This is a genomic window from Mycobacterium sp. Aquia_213 (genome assembly GCF_026625985.1).
Lineage (GTDB): Bacteria > Actinomycetota > Actinomycetes > Mycobacteriales > Mycobacteriaceae > Mycobacterium.
In genome coordinates this window covers 3,335,369-3,356,906 of the sequence record NZ_CP113116.1, presented here as the reverse complement: position 1 = coordinate 3,356,906, position 21,538 = coordinate 3,335,369, and the positions used below count along the sequence as shown (strand labels likewise).

General features: G+C 68.0%; 17 protein-coding genes and 1 pseudogene. 8 read left to right on the top strand and 10 right to left on the bottom strand.

Features of this window, described 5'->3' with window-relative positions; genetic code table 11:
- Positions 1–25: 25 nt before the first annotated feature.
- Positions 26–1,351 (top strand): aminotransferase class I/II-fold pyridoxal phosphate-dependent enzyme, encoded by a 1,326-nt coding sequence (locus LMQ14_RS15675; RefSeq protein WP_267730489.1) that lies wholly within the window; start codon positions 26–28, stop codon positions 1,349–1,351.
- A 1-nt stretch (position 1,352) separates the two neighbouring features.
- Here the strand turns inward: LMQ14_RS15675 and LMQ14_RS15670 are convergent, their stop codons facing one another.
- From LMQ14_RS15670 to LMQ14_RS15635, 8 genes and pseudogenes are all read right to left on the bottom strand, one after another.
- Entirely contained in the window at positions 1,353–2,582 is a 1,230-nt protein-coding gene (locus LMQ14_RS15670; protein WP_267730488.1) for a serine hydrolase domain-containing protein, read from the bottom strand.
- A gap of 39 nt (positions 2,583–2,621) precedes the next feature.
- On the bottom strand, positions 2,622–3,272 hold the full coding sequence (locus LMQ14_RS15665; RefSeq protein WP_267730487.1) for a class I SAM-dependent methyltransferase: 651 nt from the start codon (positions 3,270–3,272) through the stop codon (positions 2,622–2,624).
- Positions 3,273–3,281: 9 nt separating this feature from the next.
- Positions 3,282–5,003: a malto-oligosyltrehalose trehalohydrolase gene (gene treZ, locus LMQ14_RS15660; protein WP_267730486.1), complete on the bottom strand. Its 1,722-nt coding sequence runs from the start codon at positions 5,001–5,003 to the stop codon at positions 3,282–3,284.
- Positions 4,996–7,296, bottom strand: coding sequence for a malto-oligosyltrehalose synthase (gene treY / locus LMQ14_RS15655; RefSeq protein WP_267730485.1), 2,301 nt, complete (start codon positions 7,294–7,296; stop codon positions 4,996–4,998). Before treY ends, treZ begins: the two co-directional genes overlap by 8 nt.
- Positions 7,297–7,299: 3 nt before the next feature.
- Positions 7,300–9,465, bottom strand: a complete 2,166-nt coding sequence (gene glgX / locus LMQ14_RS15650; protein WP_267730484.1) for a glycogen debranching protein GlgX — start codon at positions 9,463–9,465, stop codon at positions 7,300–7,302.
- Between the two features lie 85 nt (positions 9,466–9,550).
- Positions 9,551–11,719 carry an acyltransferase family protein gene (locus LMQ14_RS15645; protein WP_267735537.1) on the bottom strand — a complete coding sequence of 723 codons (2,169 nt, stop codon included), beginning with the start codon at positions 11,717–11,719 and terminating at the stop codon, positions 9,551–9,553.
- A 281-nt stretch (positions 11,720–12,000) separates the two neighbouring features.
- Positions 12,001–12,654 (bottom strand): annotated as a pseudogene (gene ripD, locus LMQ14_RS15640) (NlpC/P60 family peptidoglycan-binding protein RipD); the annotation flags it as partial.
- Positions 12,655–13,000: 346 nt separating this feature from the next.
- On the bottom strand, positions 13,001–13,495 hold the full coding sequence (locus LMQ14_RS15635) for a hypothetical protein (protein ID WP_420714519.1): 495 nt from the start codon (positions 13,493–13,495) through the stop codon (positions 13,001–13,003).
- 62 nt (positions 13,496–13,557) lie between these two features.
- Between LMQ14_RS15635 and LMQ14_RS15630 the strand changes: the two genes are divergently transcribed.
- The 7 genes from LMQ14_RS15630 (at position 13,558) to LMQ14_RS15600 (ending at position 19,328) form a co-directional block, all read left to right on the top strand.
- Positions 13,558–14,862, top strand: a complete 1,305-nt coding sequence (locus tag LMQ14_RS15630; protein ID WP_267730483.1) for an adenosylmethionine--8-amino-7-oxononanoate transaminase — start codon at positions 13,558–13,560, stop codon at positions 14,860–14,862.
- 6 nt (positions 14,863–14,868) lie between these two features.
- Entirely contained in the window at positions 14,869–16,017 is a 1,149-nt protein-coding gene (locus LMQ14_RS15625) for an 8-amino-7-oxononanoate synthase (protein ID WP_267730482.1), read from the top strand.
- Entirely contained in the window at positions 16,014–16,694 is a 681-nt protein-coding gene (bioD, locus tag LMQ14_RS15620; protein ID WP_267730481.1) for a dethiobiotin synthase, read from the top strand. The genes LMQ14_RS15625 and bioD overlap by 4 nt, the downstream gene beginning before the upstream one ends.
- Positions 16,694–17,200: a 2'-5' RNA ligase family protein gene (locus LMQ14_RS15615; protein WP_267730480.1), complete on the top strand. Its 507-nt coding sequence runs from the start codon at positions 16,694–16,696 to the stop codon at positions 17,198–17,200. Before bioD ends, LMQ14_RS15615 begins: the two co-directional genes overlap by 1 nt.
- 185 nt (positions 17,201–17,385) lie before the next feature.
- Complete coding sequence (bioB, locus tag LMQ14_RS15610; protein ID WP_267730479.1) at positions 17,386–18,423, top strand: biotin synthase BioB; 1,038 nt, start codon at positions 17,386–17,388, stop codon at positions 18,421–18,423.
- A gap of 30 nt (positions 18,424–18,453) precedes the next feature.
- Positions 18,454–18,681, top strand: a complete 228-nt coding sequence (locus tag LMQ14_RS15605; RefSeq protein WP_267730478.1) for a hypothetical protein — start codon at positions 18,454–18,456, stop codon at positions 18,679–18,681.
- A complete protein-coding gene (locus tag LMQ14_RS15600) occupies positions 18,678–19,328 on the top strand; it encodes a DUF2567 domain-containing protein (protein ID WP_420714518.1) in 651 nt (216 codons plus the stop codon). Before LMQ14_RS15605 ends, LMQ14_RS15600 begins: the two co-directional genes overlap by 4 nt.
- Here the strand turns inward: LMQ14_RS15600 and LMQ14_RS15595 are convergent.
- Together LMQ14_RS15595 and LMQ14_RS15590 are read right to left on the bottom strand one after the other, a co-directional pair.
- Complete coding sequence (locus LMQ14_RS15595; RefSeq protein ID WP_267735534.1) at positions 19,323–20,663, bottom strand: lipase family protein; 1,341 nt, start codon at positions 20,661–20,663, stop codon at positions 19,323–19,325. The genes LMQ14_RS15600 and LMQ14_RS15595 overlap by 6 nt on opposite strands.
- A 113-nt stretch (positions 20,664–20,776) precedes the next feature.
- The gene (locus LMQ14_RS15590) at positions 20,777–21,499 is read right to left on the bottom strand and encodes an NUDIX hydrolase (protein WP_267730477.1); all 723 of its coding nucleotides are present in this window, start codon (positions 21,497–21,499) and stop codon (positions 20,777–20,779) included.
- Positions 21,500–21,538: the final 39 nt, after the last annotated feature.

Here is a 21,538-nt window from a genome sequence, read left to right as displayed (position 1 = left end):
ATTGTAATAGTACATAATGTGTAATGTGCCAGTGCAACACAGCATAGCCGGGACGGGCGCGGAGTCCATAGCCGCCAACATCGAAGAAGGAATTTCCACCGGCACCCTGGCGCCCGGTGACGCGCTGCCCCCGGTGCGGGAACTGGCAGCGCAATTGGGCGTGAACGCCAACACGGCCGCCGCGGCCTACCGCCTGCTGCGCGATCGCGGGGCCGTCGAAACCTCGGGCCGGCGCGGCACCCGGGTGCGCCGGCGCCCCGCGACCACGCCGCGCTCATTGCTCGGCCTGGACATCCCCGCGGGCGTGCGCGATCTGTCCACCGGAAATCCAAACCCCACGCTGCTGCCCATTGCTGTTGTACCGCAACATGATTCGTATGCGCCGCGACGCCCGGTGCTCTATGGGGAGCCGGCCATGTCGCCGGAACTGGTCGACCGCGCCGGTGCGGCGCTGAACGCCGACGGTGTCCCGTCCGACCACCTCGCGGTGACCAGCGGAGCGCTCGACGGCATCGAACGGGCGCTCACCGCGCACCTGCGCCCCGGCGACCGGGTGGCCGTCGAGGATCCGGGCTGGGCCAACATGCTGGATCTGCTTGCCGCGCTGGGCCTTTCGGTCGAGCCGGTGCGGGTGGACGACGACGGCCCGCTGGTCGCCGACGTCGCGCGGGCGCTGGATCGCGGGGTGCGCGCGCTGGTCATCACCACTCGCGCGCAGAACCCGACCGGTGCGGCGCTGTCCGCGCAACGCGCCGGCGAACTGAGCGCGTTATTGACCGGCCGTGACGTTCTCGTCGTCGAGGATGACCACTGCGCCGGCATCGCCGGTGTGCCGTTGCACTCGTTGGCCGGATCGAGCAACCACTGGGCATTCGTCCGGTCGGCGTCGAAGGCCTACGGTCCCGACCTGCGGGTGGCCGTGCTCGCCGGCGATCAGCGCACCGTCGAGCGCGTCCACGGACGACTGCGCCTGGGACCCGGGTGGGTGAGCCATCTGCTGCAAGACCTCGCGGTGCGTTTGTGGTCCGACGAGGCGGCGTCGCGTCTCATCCACCAAGCCGAGCAGCGCTACACCGACAACCGCACGCGGCTGTGCGCCGCATTGGCCGACCGCGGGATCGCCGCGCACGCCCGCTCCGGGCTCAACGTGTGGATCCCGGTGCCCGACGAGACGGTCGCGATCACCCGACTGATCAACTCGGGTTGGGCCGCAGCGCCCGGCTCACGGTTCCGGATCGGCAGCCCGGCCGGAATCCGGGTCACCATCGCCGATTTGGCCGACGCCGAGATCGATTCGCTCGCCGATTCCATCGCTGAGGCGATGCGCACCGCCGGCCGCTCCAGCGTCTAGCTCAGGTCTGTGGCCTGGTGCCCAGGGTTTCGTGGAATAGCGCGCTGCGCAGGGTCAGTTCGCGGGGGTCACTCACCAGGTAGAAACCCAGCTTGTTCATCACGTAGCCGTAGCCGATGCCGGTGTCGGGATCGGCGAATCCGAACGAACCGCCCGCTCCCGGCGTTCCGAAGGCATGCGCTGACGAACCGAAGATGGACAGCGGACTGGGCTTGTTGAAGCCCAGGGTGAAATTGGTATCGACGTGTAGCACCTTGTCGCGCAACCCCTTTGTCGGTGGTTGGGCAGGGCTTTTCAGGGCATCGAGGGTGCTGGTGCCCAGCCCGAGCTCGGGGCTGCCGGTGGCGGCGCTGCCGTACAGCTTGGCGATCGAGCGTGCGGAGCCGGTGCCATTGACCGCGGGCATCTCGACCATCCGCAGCTCGTCGCGGTTGAAGTCGCCCAGGTCGTTGATGCCTTTGGCGACCGTGAGTGAGGGCGCCGCGAGGTCGAATGGGTTGAACAACGCCAGGGCCAGGCGGCGCGGCATCGTGTTCAGATGAAAGAGCAGCTGCGGCAAGGACCAGGCGTCCAAGTACGCGACGCGATCGCGGTCCACCGAGTTGGGCAGCCCGATGTAGAGGTCCAGCTCCAACGGGCCGGCGATCTCCTCGGCGAAGAACCGGCCCAGTGTCCGCCCCGCGGGATCGGTTCGGCGGATCAGTTCTCCCTCGTACCAGCCAAGAGTGATGCCGTGGTAGCCGTGTCGCGTCCCGGGCGTCCACGCCGGTGCCTGCGCCGCGAGCTTGGCCGCCATGCTCGGTGGGTCGGCCAGTTCCTGCAACGTCAACGGCGGTTTGACGACGGGCAATCCGGCCTGATGCGCGAGCAGCTGCCGCACCGTCACCGCTTCCTTGCCGGATTGTGCGAATTCGGGCCAGTAGTCGGTGACCTTGGCGTCATAGCAGAGATAGCCTCGGGACACGGCCACCGCAACGGCAACCGACGCAATGCCTTTGGTGGTGGAGAAGACGTTAACCAGGGTGTCCTGTTCCCACGGCGCCCGGGTGATCCCGTTGCGATAGCCACCCCACAGGTCGACGACCTTACGGCCGTCCCGATAAACGGCGATTGCGGCGCCAACCTCCTGGCCGCTGTTCAGGTTGCGACGGAACGCATCGGCGACCTTGCCGTAGCCCTCGTCGACGTCGCCGCCGATCAGATCGGGTGGAATCTGCACCTTTTGCGCCATCTCTGCTCCGTTGCAGTCGTCGGTGCGGTGATGGTAGCGCTAGTCGAGCAGGGCGCGGTAGATCGACATCGATCCGCTGATCGTCTCGAATACGTGTGTTTCCTCGACATGGTCGAAACCGACTTCGGTCATCAGCTCCGGCAGTACGCCCTGGGCGTTGGGTTCGGTGTTCTCGAACCCGTCCCCCTTCTGCACGAGCCGAAATCGCCTGCGCATCTTCGCGGTGCGCTGCAGACCGTAGTCGGCGACATGCAGGCTGCCGCCGGGTGGCAGCGCCTCGCGGATCGCGGCGAGGCCGGCGCGCTTCTCCTCGAGCGGCACTTGATGAAACACCAGTGACGACAACACCTTTGTGACACCGCGTCCGGCCGACAGCCGCGCGGCGTCGCGCGCATATCCGGCCAGCAACTCAACCGGCAGCCCGGCAAGCTTGGCGCGGGCCCGCTCGCGAATCGCGGCATCCGGGTCGATCCCGATCAGCGTCGCCGCGGGGCAGGCGCGGGCGATCAGGCGCAGCTGGGTTCCGGTTCCGCAGCCGACGTCCGCGATCACGTCGCGGGGCGCCGGGGACAGTTGGGCGAGCAGTGCCGGGCGCCAGCACCGAGTACTCGTCAGCAGAAAGCTCAGTGCGTCGTAGGTCCACAACTGCGGAGCCGCCGGCACGAAGTCCTTGGCGGGTTGCTCGGCCATCCGCCGAGCCTATCCGTGGCGCAGGATCGCGACCGAATGTCCTTCCAACTCAGTGTCGTCACCGCTGGCGGTCGGCTCGCCCCACGCGAGGACGACCTCGCCCGCGACCGGTACCGTAACCGGATCGCTGCCGAGGTTGCACGCAATGCGTAACTGTCCGCGCGACAGGGTGATCCAGCGCTGTTCCTCGTCGTAGTCGACGGCAAGGTGTTCGAGCCATGGGTCGGCCAGGTCGGGGTCGCTGTGCCGCAAGGCGATCAGGTCCCGATAGAAACCGAGTAGCCGCGCATGCTCCCCTTCGTCGACCTCGTCCCAGTTCAGCTTCGAGCGCGCGAATGTCTGGGGATCCTGCGGGTCGGGGATGTCGTCGGCGTCCCAGCCGTGTTCGGCGAACTCGGCTTTGCGCCCCTCGGCGGTGGCCCGGGCCAGCTCGGGTTCGGGGTGCGAACTGAAGAACTGGAACGGTGTCGACGCCCCCCACTCCTCACCCATGAAAAGCATTGCGGTGTAAGGCGACCCGAGAGCCAGCGCGGCCTTGATGGCCAGTTGGCCACCGGTCAGGTACTGAGACGGCCGGTCGCCGAGCGCGCGGTTGCCGACCTGGTCGTGCGTGCAGGTATAGGCAACGAGTCGGCCGGCCGGGATGGCTTTGGTGTCCAGTGGTCGGCCGTGTCGGCGCCGCCGGAACGACGAATAGGTGCCGGCGTGAAAGAAGCCGCGGCGCAGGGTGTCCGCCAGCGTGGCCAGCGATCCGAAGTCCGCGTAGTAGCCCTGGCGCTCACCGGACACCGCGGTGTGGATGGCGTGGTGGATGTCGTCGTCCCACTGCGCGGTGATCCCGTAGCCGTAGTGATCGCGCGGGGTGATCAGCCGTGGGTCGTTGAGGTCACTCTCGGCGACCAGCGATAGCGACCGGCCCACTTGTTGTGACAGCCAATCGGTTTCGGTGGCCATCTCTTCGAGAATGTGCACGGCCGTGGTGTCTACCAGCGCATGCACCGCGTCCAGCCGCAGCCCGTCGGCGTGAAAGTCGCGCATCCAGCGCAGCGCGCAGCCGATGATGTAGCGGCGCACCTCGTCGGAGTCGGCGTCGGCGATGTTGACGCCTTCCCCCCACGGGTTGCTCCCCGACGACAAGTAGGGGCCGAACCGCGGCAGGTAATTTCCCGATGGGCCGAAGTGGTTGAACACCGCGTCGATCAGCACGCCCAAACCCCGTGCGTGGCAGGCATCGACGAACCGGACCAAGCCGTCCGGGCCGCCGTAGGGTTCGTGCACGCTGTACCACAGCACGCCGTCGTATCCCCAGCCGTGTGTTCCGGCGAAGGAGTTGACCGGCATCAGCTCGACAAAGTCGATCCCGAGATCGGCCAGGTAGTCCAGCTTTTCGATGGCGGCGTCGAAGGTGCCCGCGGCGGTGAAGGTGCCGATGTGCAGTTCGTAGATCACCGCGCCTTCGACCGATCGGCCGACCCAGTCACCGTCCGTCCAGGTGTCGCTGGGGTCCCACAGTTGCGAGCGGGCGTGCACCCCGTCGGGTTGGCGCGACGATCGCGGGTCGGGCAGCACCTTCGGATCGTCGTCGAGCAGGTACCCGTAGCGGGCAGTTGTCGGCGCATCGACTTCTGTGTGCCACCAGCCGTCTTGCGCGCGCGTCATCGTATGCACCGCGCCGTCGACGTCGAGGCGGACCAGAGCGGGTTTGGGAGCCCAGACCCGGAATTCAGCCATTGTTTCGCTCCAATAGCACGACGGGGAGGTTGGCGAACAATTCGGCGGTCGACGTCGGTCCGCTCGCCATCGCGCCGGTGAGCGTATCGGTCCAGGAGCCCTCGGGTAACGGCAATACGGTATTGCCCCAACCCGTTTCGGCCAGTCGTACCGTCCACCGGCTGACCGCGACCAGTACGTCGTCGCCGCGCCGGAAAGCCACGACATGATCGCCGGCCTCGCCGCTGGCCAGCACCGGCACATAACCGCCGTTGCGGAAGCTGTCCGGCCGCGATTGCCGCAGCCGCAGTGCCGTGGTGACGACGCGCAGCTTCGGGTGTTGTAGTTCTGCGAGAGCGGTTCTGCGCGCGGCATAGTCTATCGCCCGCCGGTTGTCCGGATCGACCAGGCTGTCGTCCCAGAGCTCGGTGCCCTGGTAGACGTCGGGAATGCCGGGCACGGTCAGCGCGAGTAGCTTCTGGCCGAGCGCATCGCTGGCGGCGTGCGGGTTGAGTTGGGCGACAAGCTCGGTCAGCTGGCCGGCCACCGGCCCGTCCAGCACGGCGTCCAGCCAGCGATGGATCGCGTCCTCGAACGCGGCGTCCGGGTCGTTCCATGAGGTGTGCAGCGCGGCTTCCCGGATGGCCTTCTCGGCGTATCCGTGCAGCCGCGCCCGCAACTCGTCGGTGACCTCGCCATTCAGCGGCCACACCCCGAAGATGTTCTGCCACAGGAACTGTCCGGTCGCGGCATCGGGGGAGGGCGTCGCGGCTTCCCAGCGGGCGACGAACTCCGTCCAGAGCGAGGGCACCTGGGACAGCACCCCGATGCGAGCGCGCACGTCCTCGCCGCGCTTGGTGTCGTGGGTGGACAACGTGGTCATCGCGTGCGGCCACAGCCGGGCGCGGGTGGCGGCGCTGTGGTGAAACTCGGCGGCGCCGACGCCGAACCGGTGCGGTTCGCCGCCGACCTCGTTGAGCGAGATCAGCCGGGCGTCGCGGTAGAACAAGCAGTCCTCCACGGCCTTGGCGGTCACCGCGCCGCACAGTTGTTGCAGGCGCGCAGCGGGTTCGCCACCGTGCGCCAGCGCCGCGGTGAGCACCTGCAGCGCCGGGCCCAGTTCCGGTTGTGCGGCTTGGGTTTCGGCGAGGGCGCTGGGCAGGATGGCGGCCAGCCCGAGGTAGTCGCTGCGGTAGACGTCGATGTGGCTGAGCAGTGCGGCCACCGCCTCGGGCAGCAGCGGGTGATCGGTACCGGCGGCCGCCACGATGGCCCGCCGCAGCCTGGCCAGCTCGCTGGCGAGGGCCTCGGTGGCCACCGCAACCTTGAGGTTGGCCAGCACCTGCGGGATGCCTTGATAGTCCACACCCGCGGACTCGACGAGCTCGGTCAGCGCGGGCGCCCCGGTGGGGTCGACGAAAACGCCACCCAGTTCCCGCAATACTTCGTAGCCGGTGGTGCCCCCGATCGGCAACGTCGGTTCCAGTGCCTCGTCGACGGCCAGGATCTTCTCGATCACGATCCACGCCGTGGGCCCGAGCAATTCGCGCAGCCACGCCAAATACCCACTGGGGTCGGTCAATCCGTCGGGATGGTCGATGCGTACTCCGTCGACAAGTCCGTCGCGGAACCAGCGCGCGATCTCCGCGTGGTTGGCGTCGAACACCGCGCGATCCTCCTGACGCAGCCCGGCCAGCGAGGTGATCGAGAAGAATCGCCGATAGCCGACGATGCCGCTGCGCCAGCCCACCAGCCGGTAGTGCTGGCGTTCGTGCACCTGCGGCCCGGTGCCATCGCCGGTGCCCGGGGCGATCGGCAGCGCCAGGTCGCCGAGCCGTAGCAGGTCGCCGTCGACGGTCAGATCGGCGGCGTCGTCGTCGGAGCCCAGCACCGGCAGCACGATGCGGCCCTGTTTGTCGAGATCCCAGTCGATGTCGAAAAACGTTGCGTAGTCCGATGTTCGGCCGTGCCGCAACACATCCCACCACCACGGGTTCTGCTGGGGCGCATCTACCCCGACATGGTTGGGCACGATGTCGACGATCAGCCCCATGCCGCGTGCCTTGGCCGTCGCGGACAATCGCGCCAAACCCTCGGCACCGCCGAGCTCCGGCGACACCGTCGTCGGATCGGTGACGTCGTATCCGTGACTCGACCCTTTGACCGCGGTCAGGATCGGGGACAGGTACAGATGCGACACCCCGAGCCCGTCGAGGTAGTCCACCAGATTCTCGGCGTCGGCGAAGGTGAAGGCGCTGCCGCTGGCGGGTCCGCGCAACTGTAACCGGTAGGTGGAGTGCACCGGAAAACCCATATGTCAGGTGGTCTTTCGCATGATCAGGACCGAGCAGCCCGGTATCGCAACCTTTTCTTCGGCGGCCACCACGAGGTCCCCCTTGCCGGCGGGATGGTTGGTATCGATCACCACGGTCCATTCCCGGGCATAGTCGTCGTGCGGTGTGACGAACTCCACCTCACGCTTGTGCGCGTTGAAGCACAACAGAAATGAATCGTCGACGACGCGTTCGCCACGGGCGTTGGGCGCGGTGATGGCCTCGCCGTTGAGGAACACCGCGACGCACTTGTCCAAGCCCTGGTTCCAATCGTCATGCGTCATCTCGCGGCCGGTCGCCGTCAGCCAGGCGATGTCGCGGACTTCGTTCCCGCTGCGGATCGGCTCGCCGTCGAAGAACCGGCGCCGGCGAAACACCGGATGCTTCTTGCGCAGTTTGGTCACCTTGCGAGCGAACGCCAGCAGATCGGCATTCTTGTCCACCAAAGACCAGTCGATCCAAGCCAATTCGGAATCCTGGCAGTAGGCGTTGTTGTTGCCCTGCTGGGTGCGCCCCAGCTCGTCGCCGTGCGCGATCATCGGCGTGCCCTGGCTGACCATCAGGGTGGCCCAGAAGTTTCGCATCTGCCGGTAACGCAGCTCGACGATCTCCGGGTCGTCGGTGGGCCCTTCGACTCCGCAGTTCCAGGACCGGTTGTGGCTTTCCCCGTCGCGGTTGTCCTCGCCGTTGGCCTCGTTGTGCTTTTCGTTGTAGGAGACCAGGTCGTTGAGGGTGAACCCGTCGTGCGCGGTGACGAAGTTGATGCTGGCGCTTGGGCGCCGGCTGCTCGCCTCATACAGGTCCGACGACCCGGTCAGCCGGGAAGCGAACTCGCCTAGGGTCGCGGGCTCGCCCCGCCAGTAATCACGCACAGTATCGCGATACTTCCCGTTCCACTCGGTCCACAAACCCGGGAAGTTGCCGACTTGATAACCGCCCTCGCCGACATCCCACGGCTCGGCGATCAATTTGACCTGGCTGACGATCGGATCCTGTTGCACCAGATCGAAGAACGCGCTCAGGCGGTCCACGTCGTGCAGCTCGCGGGCCAGGGTGGCGGCCAGGTCGAAGCGGAATCCGTCGACGTGCATCTCGGTCACCCAATAGCGCAGCGAGTCCATGATCAGCTGCAGGACGTGCGGGTGGCGCGGGTTGAGGCTGTTACCGGTGCCGGTGTAGTCCTTGTACAGCCGTAGGTCGGTGTCGAGCAGCCGGTAGTAGGCACTGTTGTCGATGCCGCGGAAGTTGATCGTCGGCCCCAGGTGGTTGCCTTCGGCGGTGTGGTTGTAGACGACGTCGAGAATGACCTCGATGCCCGCTTCGTGCAGGCTGCGTACCATCATCTTGAATTCGGCGACCGCGCCGCCCGCCTGCCGGTTGGATGCGTACTGGTAGTGCGGGGCGAAGAACCCGAATGTGTTGTAGCCCCAGTAGTTTCGCAACCCGAGGTCGATCAGCCGTTCGTCATGCATGAACTGGTGTACCGGCATGAGTTCCAGCGCGGTGACGTTGAGCGACTTGAGGTGATCGATGATCACCGGATGGGCCAGCGCGGCGTAGGTGCCGCGCTGACCCTCGGGGATGCCGGGATGGGTTTTGGTCAGGCCCTTGACGTGGCCTTCGTAGATCACCGTCTCGTGGTATGGGGTCAGCGGCGCGCGATCGAAAGCCCAGTCGAAGAACGGGTTGATCACCACGCTGGTCATCGTGTGGCCGAGGGAATCGACCATCGGGGGAGTGCCGGTGATCGCGGTGTCGCCGTTCGGGTCGATGGCCTTCAGGTCATAGGAGAACAACGCCTGACCCCAGGTGAAGTCGCCGTCGAACGACTTCCCGTACGGGTCGAGCAGCAGCTTGCTCGGGTCGCACCGGTGGCCGGCCGCCGGATCGAACGGCCCGTGCACCCGGAATCCGTAGCGCTGACCAGGAGTGATGTTCGGCAGATAGGCGTGCCACACATAGCCGTCGACCTCGTCGAGCGGGATCCGCGATTCGTTGCCGCGCTCGTCGATCAGGCACAAGTCGACCTGTTCAGCGATCTCGGAGAACAGCGAAAAGTTAGTGCCCGCCCCGTCATAGGTGGCCCCGAGGGGATAGGCGCCCCCTGGCCAAACGGTGGGCAGCGTAGGCGTGGCCTCGTCCGGTTTCACAGCACCCGATGCTGCGGCCGGTCCGGAAGCCGGGTTGGTTGACGGCACCAGTTGACCTTATCCGCGGCGCACGGTCCTGTCCGGGCTACCACCAGCCGGTGGCAGCCGCGATCTGGACGCCGAGCTCGTGGGCCATGGTCCGCATGTAGGTCGGGGTCAGGTGATGCGCACCGTGGTAGATCAGCACGTTTCCTTCGACGGGACGACAAACATCGGTGCGGCAGATGGCATCTGACATATCAAGCACCTTGAGCAGCGGGAATTGCTCAACGAAATCCAGGGTTTGGTTGCGGTCGGACAGCACGTCGGAGCGTTTGATCGCGCACGACGTCGCGTTGCCGCCCTTCTTGGCCAGGCAATCCGCGGGGTCGAACGGCTGGCCGTTCTTGACCAGCCACGGGGTGTCACGCATGCCCAGGATCGGAATGTTGTTGTCGGACAACGTCTGCCAGATCCCGATGTAGGTCGCGGGCATCACGTCACCACTCTTGATGTTCCAGGGCCGGGTCGTGGTGGTGAACACGTAGTCGGGGTGGTCGGAGACCAGCTTGTCCGTCGTCCGTTGCACCCACTCGCGGCACTGTGGATACGGGGCGTTGTTACCCATGATCAGCGGGACCTGCTCGGTGGACAACGGGCAGCCCATTTTGAGATATGTCACAACTTTGAAGTGATGGGCGTGTCCGAGGACATCCAGTGCCGGCAGCCAGTGCTCGGCGTGCGACCCGCCGGCCAGTGCGATGGTCCGGGTCGCTTCGAGGTCGCCGTAGACGCAGTTGACCACCGCCGGGTTGACGAAGTCACTGATGCAACCGTCTGCCGTCGACGCCGGCAGATCGTTCTTGACCTCCAGGACGCTGGGCCGCATCGGCAGCGTCGGCACCCGCACGTGCTCGGTCAGGGCGCGGGCGCCGGGATAGTCCTGCGGGTTGAGCACGCTGAGTTCCTTGCCCGCGGCGCGCAGCACCGTCACATGCTGACGCCAGGTGAACGAGGTCGCCGTCAGCGTGACGCCCAGCAACACGACCACCGCACCCAGCGCCATCGTCGGCCTGCGCAACCGCGACAACCACGGCAGCGCCGGGGCCGCGGCGGATCCCTGCGGCGCCCGGTAGCGCAGCGGGTCCTCGACGAGCTGGGTGGTGAGGTACGCGAGCACTCCCGAGATCAGCAGCACCGCCGCGCCCTCGAAAAAGTTGGCGTGCTTGTGGCCGGAGTAGGACAGCCAGAAGATGAGCAGCGGCCAGTGCCACAGGTACAGCGAGTACGCGATCGCGCCCAGCTCCACCAGGGGCCGGGTGGCCAGCAGCCGATTCGGCAGCGGCATCCGGCTGTCGGCGCCGGGATAGCCCTGCAGGTTGGCCCCGGCGAGGATCATCAGCATCGTGGCCCCGACGGGTACCAGGGCCCACGGGCCCGGAAACTCGTCGACGCCGTCGATCAGGGCCCCGCACGACACCACCGCCGCCAGTGCGACGGAGGCGACGGCGGTGCGCAGCCACATCGGCCACCGGATGTTGGCCACCACCGCACCGACCAGCGCGCCCAGCAGCAACTCCCACCCGCGCGCGAAGCTGTCGTAGTAGGCGATCGACTGGTCGCCGGAGTGAGCGAAGACCGCGTAGACGAACGAGGCGACCGTCAGGACGCTGAGCAGCACCACGAACATCGTGCGCAGATGGGCCTTGAGCGCGCGCCGGAACAGGACGGCACAGCCGGCGACCAGCAGCAGGAAGGCGACGTAGAACTGCCCCTGCACCGACATCGACCAGATGTGCTGCAACGGGCTGACGGCCTCGCCCGCCCGCAGGTAGTCCGACGCGCTGTTGGCCAGCTCCCAGTTCTGGTAGTAGCCGAGGCTGGCCAGGCTCTGGTCTGCGAAGGTCTCCCAGCGAGTCTGCGGCTGCACCAGGATTGTGAGCACTGCACTCGCGGCCAGCACCACGACCAGAGCGGGCACCAGACGGCGGATCAGCCGGATCACTTCCGCGACGGGCGACAGCGTGACGGCCGGGTCGAGCGCGGTGCGCAGGATCTTGCTGCCGAAGAAGAACCCGGACAGCGCCAGGAACACGTCGACACCGCCGGAGACGCGGCCAAACCAGATGTGGAACACCGCGACCAGCGCGATCGCGATGCCGCGCAAGCCGTCGAGATCGTAGCGATAGAACCCGGCAGACCCGTTCGCGCGCGCCCCTGACCCAGCCGGATTCGCCGTGGCGGCCGGTGGCGGGGGCGCTGACGTGATCTGCATGGTCACGTTAATTTACCCAAAAACGCCACCTGCTCTTGAGCGCTCGCCGCCCGGCGATGCTGCTCAGTGGAGCAAGTGGCGTTTTGTAACGCGCGCGAAACCTACCGCGTGGCGCCCGGCTGAGCCGGCTGCAACAGCGTCTGGAGATTCGGCAGCTGCGGCAGGGCCGGTTGCGCCGGTGCCGGTTGCTGCAGTGGTGCCTGCTGCAGGGGTGCCTGCTGCGCCGGGACCTGCTGTAACGGTGCCTGCTGCAGCGGTGCCTGTCCCTGGAGCTGCTGCAACGGAGCCTGCTGCAGCGGGGCTTGCTGCGTGGGCACCTGCTGCAGCGGCGCTTGCTGGGTCGGCGGCTGCTGCAGTGGTGCCTGCTGCCCCGGGACCTGCTGCAGGGGGGCTTGCTGCGGGACCTGCTGCAGCGGAGCCTGCTGCAGCGGCGCCTGGGCGCCGATCACCCGGACCAGGTACGGCGTCATGCCGTTGGTGCGCACCGGCGAGACCTGCACGACGTCGCCGACCTCGAGCATCTGGTTGTTGCCGAGGTACATCGCGACGCTCTGGGTGCCTTCGGGACCGTAGAAGAGCATGTCGCCCTTCTGGGCCTGCTGCGGCAGGATCTTCTGGCCAACCCGGTAGATCGCACCGGACGAACGCGGCAGCTTGATCCCGGCGCCGGCGTAGGCGTACTGCATCAGGCCCGAGGCGTCGTAGCCGATGGTGTTGATGCCGGTGCCGGTGCCGCGCGTGGGGCCGGTGATGCCGCCGCCGGCCCACGAGAACGGCACACCGCGCTGCGACAGACCGCGGGCGATCACCACGTCGGTGGCCTGCTGGTAGTCGGTCGCTCGGACGCCGGGGTCGGCGGCGGCGATCTCCGGGGCGGCGGCCATCGGGGCCGCCAAGATGGCGAGACCGATAGCAAACGAATAGATGCGCTTCATTGGAGTTCCAACCTTCCTGAACTCTGTCGGGTTAGGGCCTCGGCGCGGTGGGCGCCTCGGCCGCTGTTCGATGACTCGCGACGACCCTCGAGTTCGGGGTCGAACGCCGCCTCCTTGCGGGGACGTGAATCAGTCGGTTGGCCCGTTGAGTCACATCAGTCACTACAGAAACTTCTACATCAGAAATTGCACCCGGAAAATAGCTGGTGAGGCCCACGAAGGATTTGGTGTAGGACCGTGACCGGACGGTGACTGCCGAGCCCAAATCTTTATCGGCAGTTGTGATTTCGGTCTCACACCGCTGCGCGGCCGCAATATTTCGCGCAGTGGGCGGCGGAGTCGAGAATCAGTGCCAATAGCGCGTGCTGAAGACGGTCAGCGAATCGCCGACCACGGAGCTCACCATGATGATCGCGAGCGACAGCACCGGCCAGAAGGACATGTACCAGCCCTTCAAGAGCGAAACGAACGGGCCGATGCCTGCCGCGGCGATCGCCGCCCCGATCCCGCCCCACACCACCGGGTAGATGTACATGTCGACCTGGAAGGGGACCAGTCCGCACGTCTCGTCCGAGCACACCTCGCCGAGGAAGCCGTAGAGCCGCGTCGGCCAGGTCGTCGCCGTGGCCAGCACGACGAGCAGGGTCACCAGCGTGACCGTGGCGACCAGGTCCCAAGGCGCCACCTTCAGGCGAATGACGTGTGACTTCTCGTCGCCAGAGTCGTTGTCGCCGTATGTCATTGGCCGGAAATCGGCCGGCTCGCGGGGCTCCTGGGGCGGCGGCGGGGAGCCGGCGCGGTCGTCGCGGTGCGGGTCCTCGAACGGGTACGGCAACGCCATGCCGATAGATGCTCCCCGATGGTCGGCTTTTGTGCGAGCCGGCTGCTTTACGCTCGGTCTCTATGCCTGCGGCGAGATCCGGGTTGACGCCCGAGCAAATCAGCGCGATCGACGCCGCGCATCTGTGGCATCCCTACAGCACGATCGGCAGTGAATCCGTCCCGCCCGTGGTGGCCGTCGGGGCCCACGGCGCCTGGTTGACGCTGGTCAGAGACGGCAAACCGGTCGACGTGCTGGACGCGATGAGTTCCTGGTGGACCGCGATCCACGGTCACGGGCACCCGGTGCTGGACGCGGCGCTGGCCGCGCAGCTCAGCTCGATGAACCACGTCATGTTCGGCGGACTGACCCACGAACCGGCGGCCCGGTTGGCCCAGCTACTGGTGGAGATCACCCCAGCCGGTCTGGAGACGGTGTTCTTCAGCGATTCCGGCTCGGTATCCGTCGAGGTCGCGGTCAAGATGGCGCTGCAGTACTGGCGCAGCCGCGGCCGGCCCGGCAAGCACCGGCTGATGACCTGGCGCGGCGGCTATCACGGCGACACCTTCACGCCGATGAGCGTCTGCGACCCCGACGGCGGCATGCATTCGCTGTGGACCGACATCCTGGCCGCCCAGGTGTTCGCCCCGCAGGTGCCCCGCGACTACGACGCCGCATACAGCGCCGCGTTCGAGCAGCAACTCGCCCAACACGCCACCGAGCTGGCGGCCGTGATCGTCGAGCCCGTCGTGCAGGGCGCCGGCGGCATGCGCGTCCACGATCCCCGCTATCTGCGCGACCTGCGCGACATCTGCCGCCGGCACGAGGTGCTGCTGATATTCGACGAGATCGCCACCGGGTTCGGCCGCACCGGCGAGTTGTTCGCCGCCGATCACGCCGGTGTGAGCCCCGACATCATGTGTGTCGGCAAGGCGCTCACCGGCGGATACCTCAGCCTGGCCGCGACGCTGTGCAGCACCGACATCGCACATACGATCAGCTCCGGCGAGGCGGGTGCGCTGATGCACGGGCCCACGTTCATGGCCAACCCGCTGGCCTGTGCGGTGTCGGTGGCCAGCGTCGAGGTGCTGCTGGGCCAGGATTGGCGGTCGCGGGTCGCCGACATCGCGGCCGGGCTCGCGGCGGGACTCGAGCCGGCCCGGGCCCTGCCCGGCGTGGCCGACGTGCGGGTGTGCGGCGCCATCGGCGTCATCGAATGCGCCGGGCCGGTCGACCTGGCCGTGGCGACCCCCGCCGCGCTGGACCACGGCATCTGGCTGCGCCCGTTCCGCAACCTGGTCTACGCGATGCCGCCCTACATCTGCGGGCCCGACGAGATCGCGCAGATCACCTCCGCGATGGTCGAGGTCGCACGGCTCGTAGGCTGAACGGCGATGAAGGCACCGATCGAGGTTTCCCCGCTGGCCTGGCTGGAGGCGGTGGAGCAGCAGCGCCGCGAGGCCGGGCTGCGGCGTTCGTTGCGGCCGCGCCCGGCGGTCGCCACCGAACTGGACCTGGCGTCCAACGACTACCTCGGTCTGTCGCAACACCCCGACGTGATCGAAGGCGGCGTCGCGGCGCTGCGGCTCTGGGGTGCCGGCGCCACCGGTTCGCGCCTGGTCACCGGCGATACCGAACTGCATCAGCAGTTCGAGACCGAGCTCGCCGACTACGTCGGCGCCGCCGCCGGGTTGCTGTTCTCCTCGGGATACACCGCCAACCTCGGCGCCGTGGTCGGCCTGTCCGGCCCGGGTTCGCTGCTGGTCTCGGAGGCCCGTTCGCATGCGTCGCTGGTGGACGCCTGTCGGCTGTCGCGCGCGCGGGTGGTGGTGACGCCGCACCGGGACGTGGATGCCGTCGACGCGGCCCTGGGCGCCCGCGACGAGGAGCGGGCCGTCGTCATCACCGAATCGGTCTTCAGCGCCGACGGCGTGCTGGCCCCGCTGCGCGAGCTGCACGACGTGTGCCGCCGCCACCGGGCGCTGCTGATCGTCGACGAGGCGCACGGGCTCGGCGTGCGGGGCGGCGGGCGCGGACTGCTGCACGAGATCGGGCTCGCGGGCGCACCCGACGTCGTGCTGACCACCACGCTGTCCAAGGCGCTGGGCAGCCAGGGCGGCATGGTGCTGGGGCCGCCCGAGGTGCGTGCCCACCTGATCGATGCGGCCCGCCCGTTCATCTTCGACACCGGCCTGGCGCCGGCCGCCGTGGGTGCTGCGATGGCCGCACTGCAGGTCCTGCGCGCCGAGGCCTGGCGGCCCGACGCGGTGCTGCGGCACGCCCGCGAGTTGGCCGACATCTGCGGCGTGCCCGAGGAACCGCAGTCGGCGGTGGTGTCGGTGATACTGGGCGACCCCGAGGTGGCGGTGGCCGCCGCGACCGCCTGCCTGGACGCCGGCGTGCGGGTGGGGTGCTTCCGGCCCCCGACCGTGCCCGCCGGGACGTCGCGACTGCGGCTGACCGCGCGCGCGTCGCTCGATGACGCCGAGCTCGAGGTCGCGCGCCGGGTGCTGACCGATGTTCTTGCCGTGGCGCGCCGTTGACCGTCCTGGCTGTCACGGGTACCGGCACGGGAGTTGGCAAGACGGTCGCCGTCGCCGCGCTGGCCTGTCACGCCCGTCAGGCCGGGATCGACGTCGCGGTGTGTAAACCCGCACAGACCGGCACCGACTCCGGTGACGACGACCTCGCCGAGATCACCCGGTTGTCCGGGGTCACCGAGACTGCCGGGCTGGCGCGCTATCCGCAGCCACTGGCGCCGGTCGCCGCGGCCGAGCAGGCCGGGCTGCCGCTGCCCACCGGCGAGCAGATGCTGCGGCTCATCCGCGACCTGGATCGCCCGGCCCGGCTCACCCTGGTCGAAGGCGCCGGCGGGCTGCTGGTCGAACTCGGCGCCGCCGGTGTCACCCTGCGCGACCTCGCCGTCGATCTGGGCGCGGCGGTTCTGGTCACCGTCACCGCCGAGCTGGGTACGTTGAACCACACCGCGCTCACTCTGGAATCAATTGCTGGACAAGGACTTTCGTGCGCCGGTGTGGTGATCGGCAGCTGGCCCCGGGATCCCGGAGCGGTGGAGACCTCGAACCGGTCCGCGCTGGACCGGCTGGCGCCGGTGCGGGCCGCGCTGCCCGCCGGGTCCGGCGCGCTGGCCGTCGACGACTTCGCGTCGATGAGCGCCGCGGCGTTCGATCGTGACTGGGTGGCTTCGCTGGTGCGCTGATGGTGCATTCGATCGAGCTGGTCTTCGACCGCGACACCGAGGCCGCGATCCGGCGGATCTGGGACGAGCTGGCCGGCGCCGGGATTCCCAGCCAGGCCCCGGCCAGCCGCCCGCACGTCACGCTGGCCGTCGCGGAAAGCATTTCGGCCGACGTCGACGACTTGCTGCGTCCGGTGCGCGAGCGGCTTCCGCTGGGTGCCCTGATCGGTGCGCCGGTGCTGTTCGGCCGGACCAGCGCCGTGTTCGCCCGGCTGCTGGTGCCGACCAGCGACCTGCTGGCGCTACACGCCGAGGTGCACCGGCTGTGCCGTCCGCATCTGGCGCCCGCGCCGATGGCCAACAGCCTGCCCGGGCAGTGGACCGCACACGTCACGCTGGCCCGCCGGGTCGGTGGCGCGCAGCTGGGACGGGCGCTGCGCATCGCGGGCCGGCCGGCGCAGATCGAGGGCAGCTTCGCGGGCCTGCGCCGCTGGGACGGCAACAAGCGCGTCGAGCATCCGCTCTAACCGCCGAACAGCAGGTACAGGCCGGTGAACGGGTAGCCGAATCCGCGGCCCGGGCTCGCCCACGTCGCGGGCGCGTGCGCGCGGGCCGTTACCCTACTTTGAACACCGTTTCGTTCAGGCTGCCACGACGTTGTGGCGGATGTGACCGCAGACGCGGACGCGACAAAGATGCAGGGGAGTACTTGGTGACTCAAGCGGCAACTCGACCCACCACCGATGCCGGCCATGACGACGACATCCTGGCGGTAGCCCGCCGGCAGGTGCTCGAGGGCGGCGAGGGATTGAGCCGGGACCAGGTCCTTGCGGTGCTGCAGCTGCCCGACGAGCGGCTCGAGGAGCTGTTGGCGCTGGCCCACGAGGTGCGGATGCGCTGGTGTGGCCCCGAGGTCGAGGTCGAGGGCATCATCAGCCTCAAGACCGGCGGCTGTCCCGAGGACTGCCACTTCTGTTCCCAGTCCGGGCTGTTCGCCTCGCCGGTGCGCAGCGCCTGGCTGGACATTCCGAGCCTGGTCGAGGCGGCCAAGCAAACCGCGAAGTCCGGTGCCACCGAGTTCTGCATCGTGGCCGCGGTGCGTGGTCCGGACAAACGGCTGATGTCCCAGGTCGCGGCCGGTATCGAGGCGATTCGCAACGAGGTCGAGATCAACGTCGCCTGCTCGCTGGGCATGCTGAGCGCGGAGCAGGTCTCCGAGCTCGCCGCGATGGGCGTGCACCGCTACAACCACAACCTGGAGACCGCCAAGTCGTTCTTCACCAATGTCGTCACCACGCACACCTGGGAAGAGCGCTGGCAGACGCTGACGATGGTGCGCGACGCGGGCATGGAGGTGTGCTGCGGCGGCATCCTCGGCATGGGGGAGACGCTGGAGCAGCGTGCGGAATTCGCCGCCGACCTCGCCGAGCTCGACCCCGACGAGGTGCCGCTGAACTTCCTCAACCCGCGGCCCGGTACGCCGTTCGGCGACCTCGAGGTGATGCCGGTCAGCGAAGCGCTGAAGTCGGTGGCCGCGTTCCGGCTGGCGTTGCCGCGCACGATGCTGCGCTTCGCCGGTGGCCGGGAGATCACCCTGGGCGACCTCGGCGCCAAGCAGGGCATCCTGGGCGGCATCAACGCCGTGATCGTCGGGAATTACCTGACCACACTCGGCCGTCCCGCCGAATCCGATCTGGAACTGCTCGAGGATCTACAGATGCCCATCAAGGCGCTCAATGCGACTCTCTAAGCCAGCCGTCAACGGCTAGGTTGGAGTCTTGTGGTTGGAGATCTGGGAGCTCCGGTCAGCGCCGGCGTCTACAACGTCTACACCGGGGAATTGGGGGGTACCACAGTGCCCACCGCGGCCCGGCTCGGCCTTGAGCCCCCGCGCTTCTGCGCCGAATGTGGGCGCCGGATGATCGTGCAGGTGCGCCCCGACGGGTGGCGCGCTCGCTGTTCGCGGCACGGTGAGGTCGACTCGGCGGATCTGGAGACCCAGCGGTGACCGAACCCTGGGTGGCCGCGCCCGCCGAGCCCACCGGTCGCGTCGCCCCGTCCCGCCTGCGCGCGATTATCCTTGTGGCGCTTGGACTTTCGGCGACCGGAGTATTGGTCGGCGCCCTATGGGCGTGGCTGGCCCCGCCGATTCATTTGGTGGTGGCGATGACTCGCTCCGGCGAGCGGGTGCACGATTACCTGGGCACCGAGTCCCAGCATTTCTTCGACGTGCCGTGCCTGCTGCTGGGTCTGTTGACGGTGCTGGCGGTCGTGGCGCCGGTGTTGACGTGGCAGTGGCGCCGGCTGCGCGGCCCGGGCATGGTCATCGGGCTGACGATCGGCATGGTGGGCGCCGCCGGGGTGGCCTCGGGGGTGGGCGCGGTGCTGGCTCTGCTGCGCTATGGCGCGCTGGACGTCGACAAGGTGCCGGTGGTGGGCAGCCCCGCGGTGTCCTACGTCGTCCAGGCGCCGCCGGTGTTCTTCGGGCCCGGGCCGTTGCAGATAGCCATCACGCTGTTATGGCCCGCCGCCATCGCCGCGCTGGTCTATGCCCTGCTGGCGGCCGGAAGCGCCCACGACGACTTGGGCAGCTCGGGGCTTGCCGGCCGGCCGACGCACTCGCTTCCGATGGAGCCGGAAGCGTCCGTCTCATAGCGGACGGCGGCGAATCTTTCGTCCGGTGATGACCTTGGCCGCGATCACGCCGAGCCGAAGCATGCCGGTGTAGGTGATCGGGTTGAAGGCAGTCGGCCAGGCGGTCCTGATCAGATGGTCCTTCAACGGCCGGCCGGCGAAGCGGTCGGTGAGCCAGCGCAGCGTCATCGGCGCCGACAACGGGTGCAACAGTGCGTGTTCGTTGAACGCGTCGCGGTGGTAGCTGACGTCGGCGCCACCGGCCGAATAGGCATCGGCCAGCGCGTCGATGTCGTGGACGTCGATCAGGTAGTCGTACACGGCCTGCACGATCAGGACCGGCGGCGCGGGCGTCGCGACGCCCAGCTTGATGCTGTCGAAGACGTAGGACACCTCGGGCGAGGACAGGATGTCCTCGAGGGGTTCGTCGAGGTAGCTGCCCATGTTCTTGCCGGCCATCCGCAGGATCGCGCCGACCGTGGTCATGTTTTCCAGCCGGTCCAGCAGGGCGCGGCCCTCGGCGTTGGTGTGTTCCTTGATCACCCGGTCCAACTCGGGGTAGATGTGCGCGAGCGCGGCCACCACCAGCGCGGGCAAACCCGCGAACACACCACCGTTGAGGCGTCGGAAGGTGTGGCCCAGGTCGCCGACGGGCGATCCCAGCACCGCGCCGACAATGTTGAGCTCGGGCGCATAGTCGGCACACATCTCGGCGGCCCAGGCGCTGGCCAGCCCACCGCCGGAGTATCCCCACAGCCCGATCGGGGCGGACGGCGACAACGCGACCCGCTCTGAGTTCAGGGCGGCCCGGATGCCGTCCAGGACGCGATAGCCGGGTGCGTAGGGTGCGCCCCAGATCCCTTGCAGGCCTTCGTGGTCGGGGACCGAAACCGCCCAGCCTTCGGCGAGCGCGGCGGCCACCATGACGAGTTCCAACTGGGCGATTGAACCCAGCGCCTTCGCCCTTCTGCGCAGTGCATACGACGGAAAGCAGCGCGACGCCATCGCGTCGATCGCGCATTGATACGACAGCAGCGGGCAGTTCTGCCCGACGACACGGTCGGCGGGAACGAGCACCGTGGTGACGCAGGCCTCCGGGGCGCCGTTCATGTCCGTCGTCCGGTAGAGCAGCTGGATGGCCGCAACCGCCTGTGGAATCAGGCCGAGGAAGGCCAGTTCGACGTCGCGGGAGCGCAGTACCGTGCCGGGCTCGGCGTGTTGGAAGCCCGAAGGTGGCTGGTAGAACGGGTCGTCTGCGGGCAGCAGCGGGCGCGCTTTGGGCCGCAGTTGCTCATGTGGCGGCCGACCGATCCATTCCGCACCGTCGGTGCCTGCCAAATTGCCGAGTTCAACCAATTCGCCGATCCCTTCTAGGCCACCGGGCATTTTCGCGCATGAACATGCGGTAACCAAAATGTAATGGCCAGGTTGTGAGCCATTTCTCGCCCACCGGCCGGGGGTGATGCAGATTAAGGCTGGCCGGGCGGCCGCAGCGCGGCGAATTCGTCGGTGACCCGCAGCTGCGAGTCGGTGAAGTGGTACAACGCTGCCGGTCGCCCGCCGCTGCGACCCGACTGCGCGATGGTGCCGGTTTGCGTGATTACGCCGCGCCGGGCCAACACCCGCTGCAGATTCGTCGCATCCACTTGATGACCCAGCGTTGCGCTATAGATGTCGCGCAGCGTGGACAGTGCGAATTCCTTTGGTGCCAAGGCGAATCCGATGTTGGTGTAGGACATCTTGGCGATCAGCCGGGCGTGCGCGTGCGTCACCATCGGGCCGTGATCGAACGCCATCGGCGGCAGCGCACTCACCGGGTGCCAACGGGTGTCCGGCGGCAGCTCCGGAGTCGCGGGGGAGGGCACCAGGCCCAGGAAGGTCGACGCGATCACCCGTGCGCCTGGGACGCGGCGTGGGTCGGAGAACACGGCGAGCTGCTCCAGGTGAGCCAGCTCTTGCAGATCCACCTTTTCGGCCAGCTGACGCCGCACGGAGGTGATCATGTCCTCGTCGTTGCGCACCCGCCCGCCCGGCAGCGACCAGAAGCCCCGTTGCGGATCGCGCGCACGCTGCCATAACAGCACGTTAAGCTGCGGTTTTCCCTTTCGGGAGGCTCCCTTAACCTGCTCGGTGGCCTGCCGAACCTGGAACACGACCGCGAGCACTTCGTGGGCGGTGCTACCATTGGGCATGTTTTCGATTATAAGTCGAAAACCTCCTAAGTCGAAAGG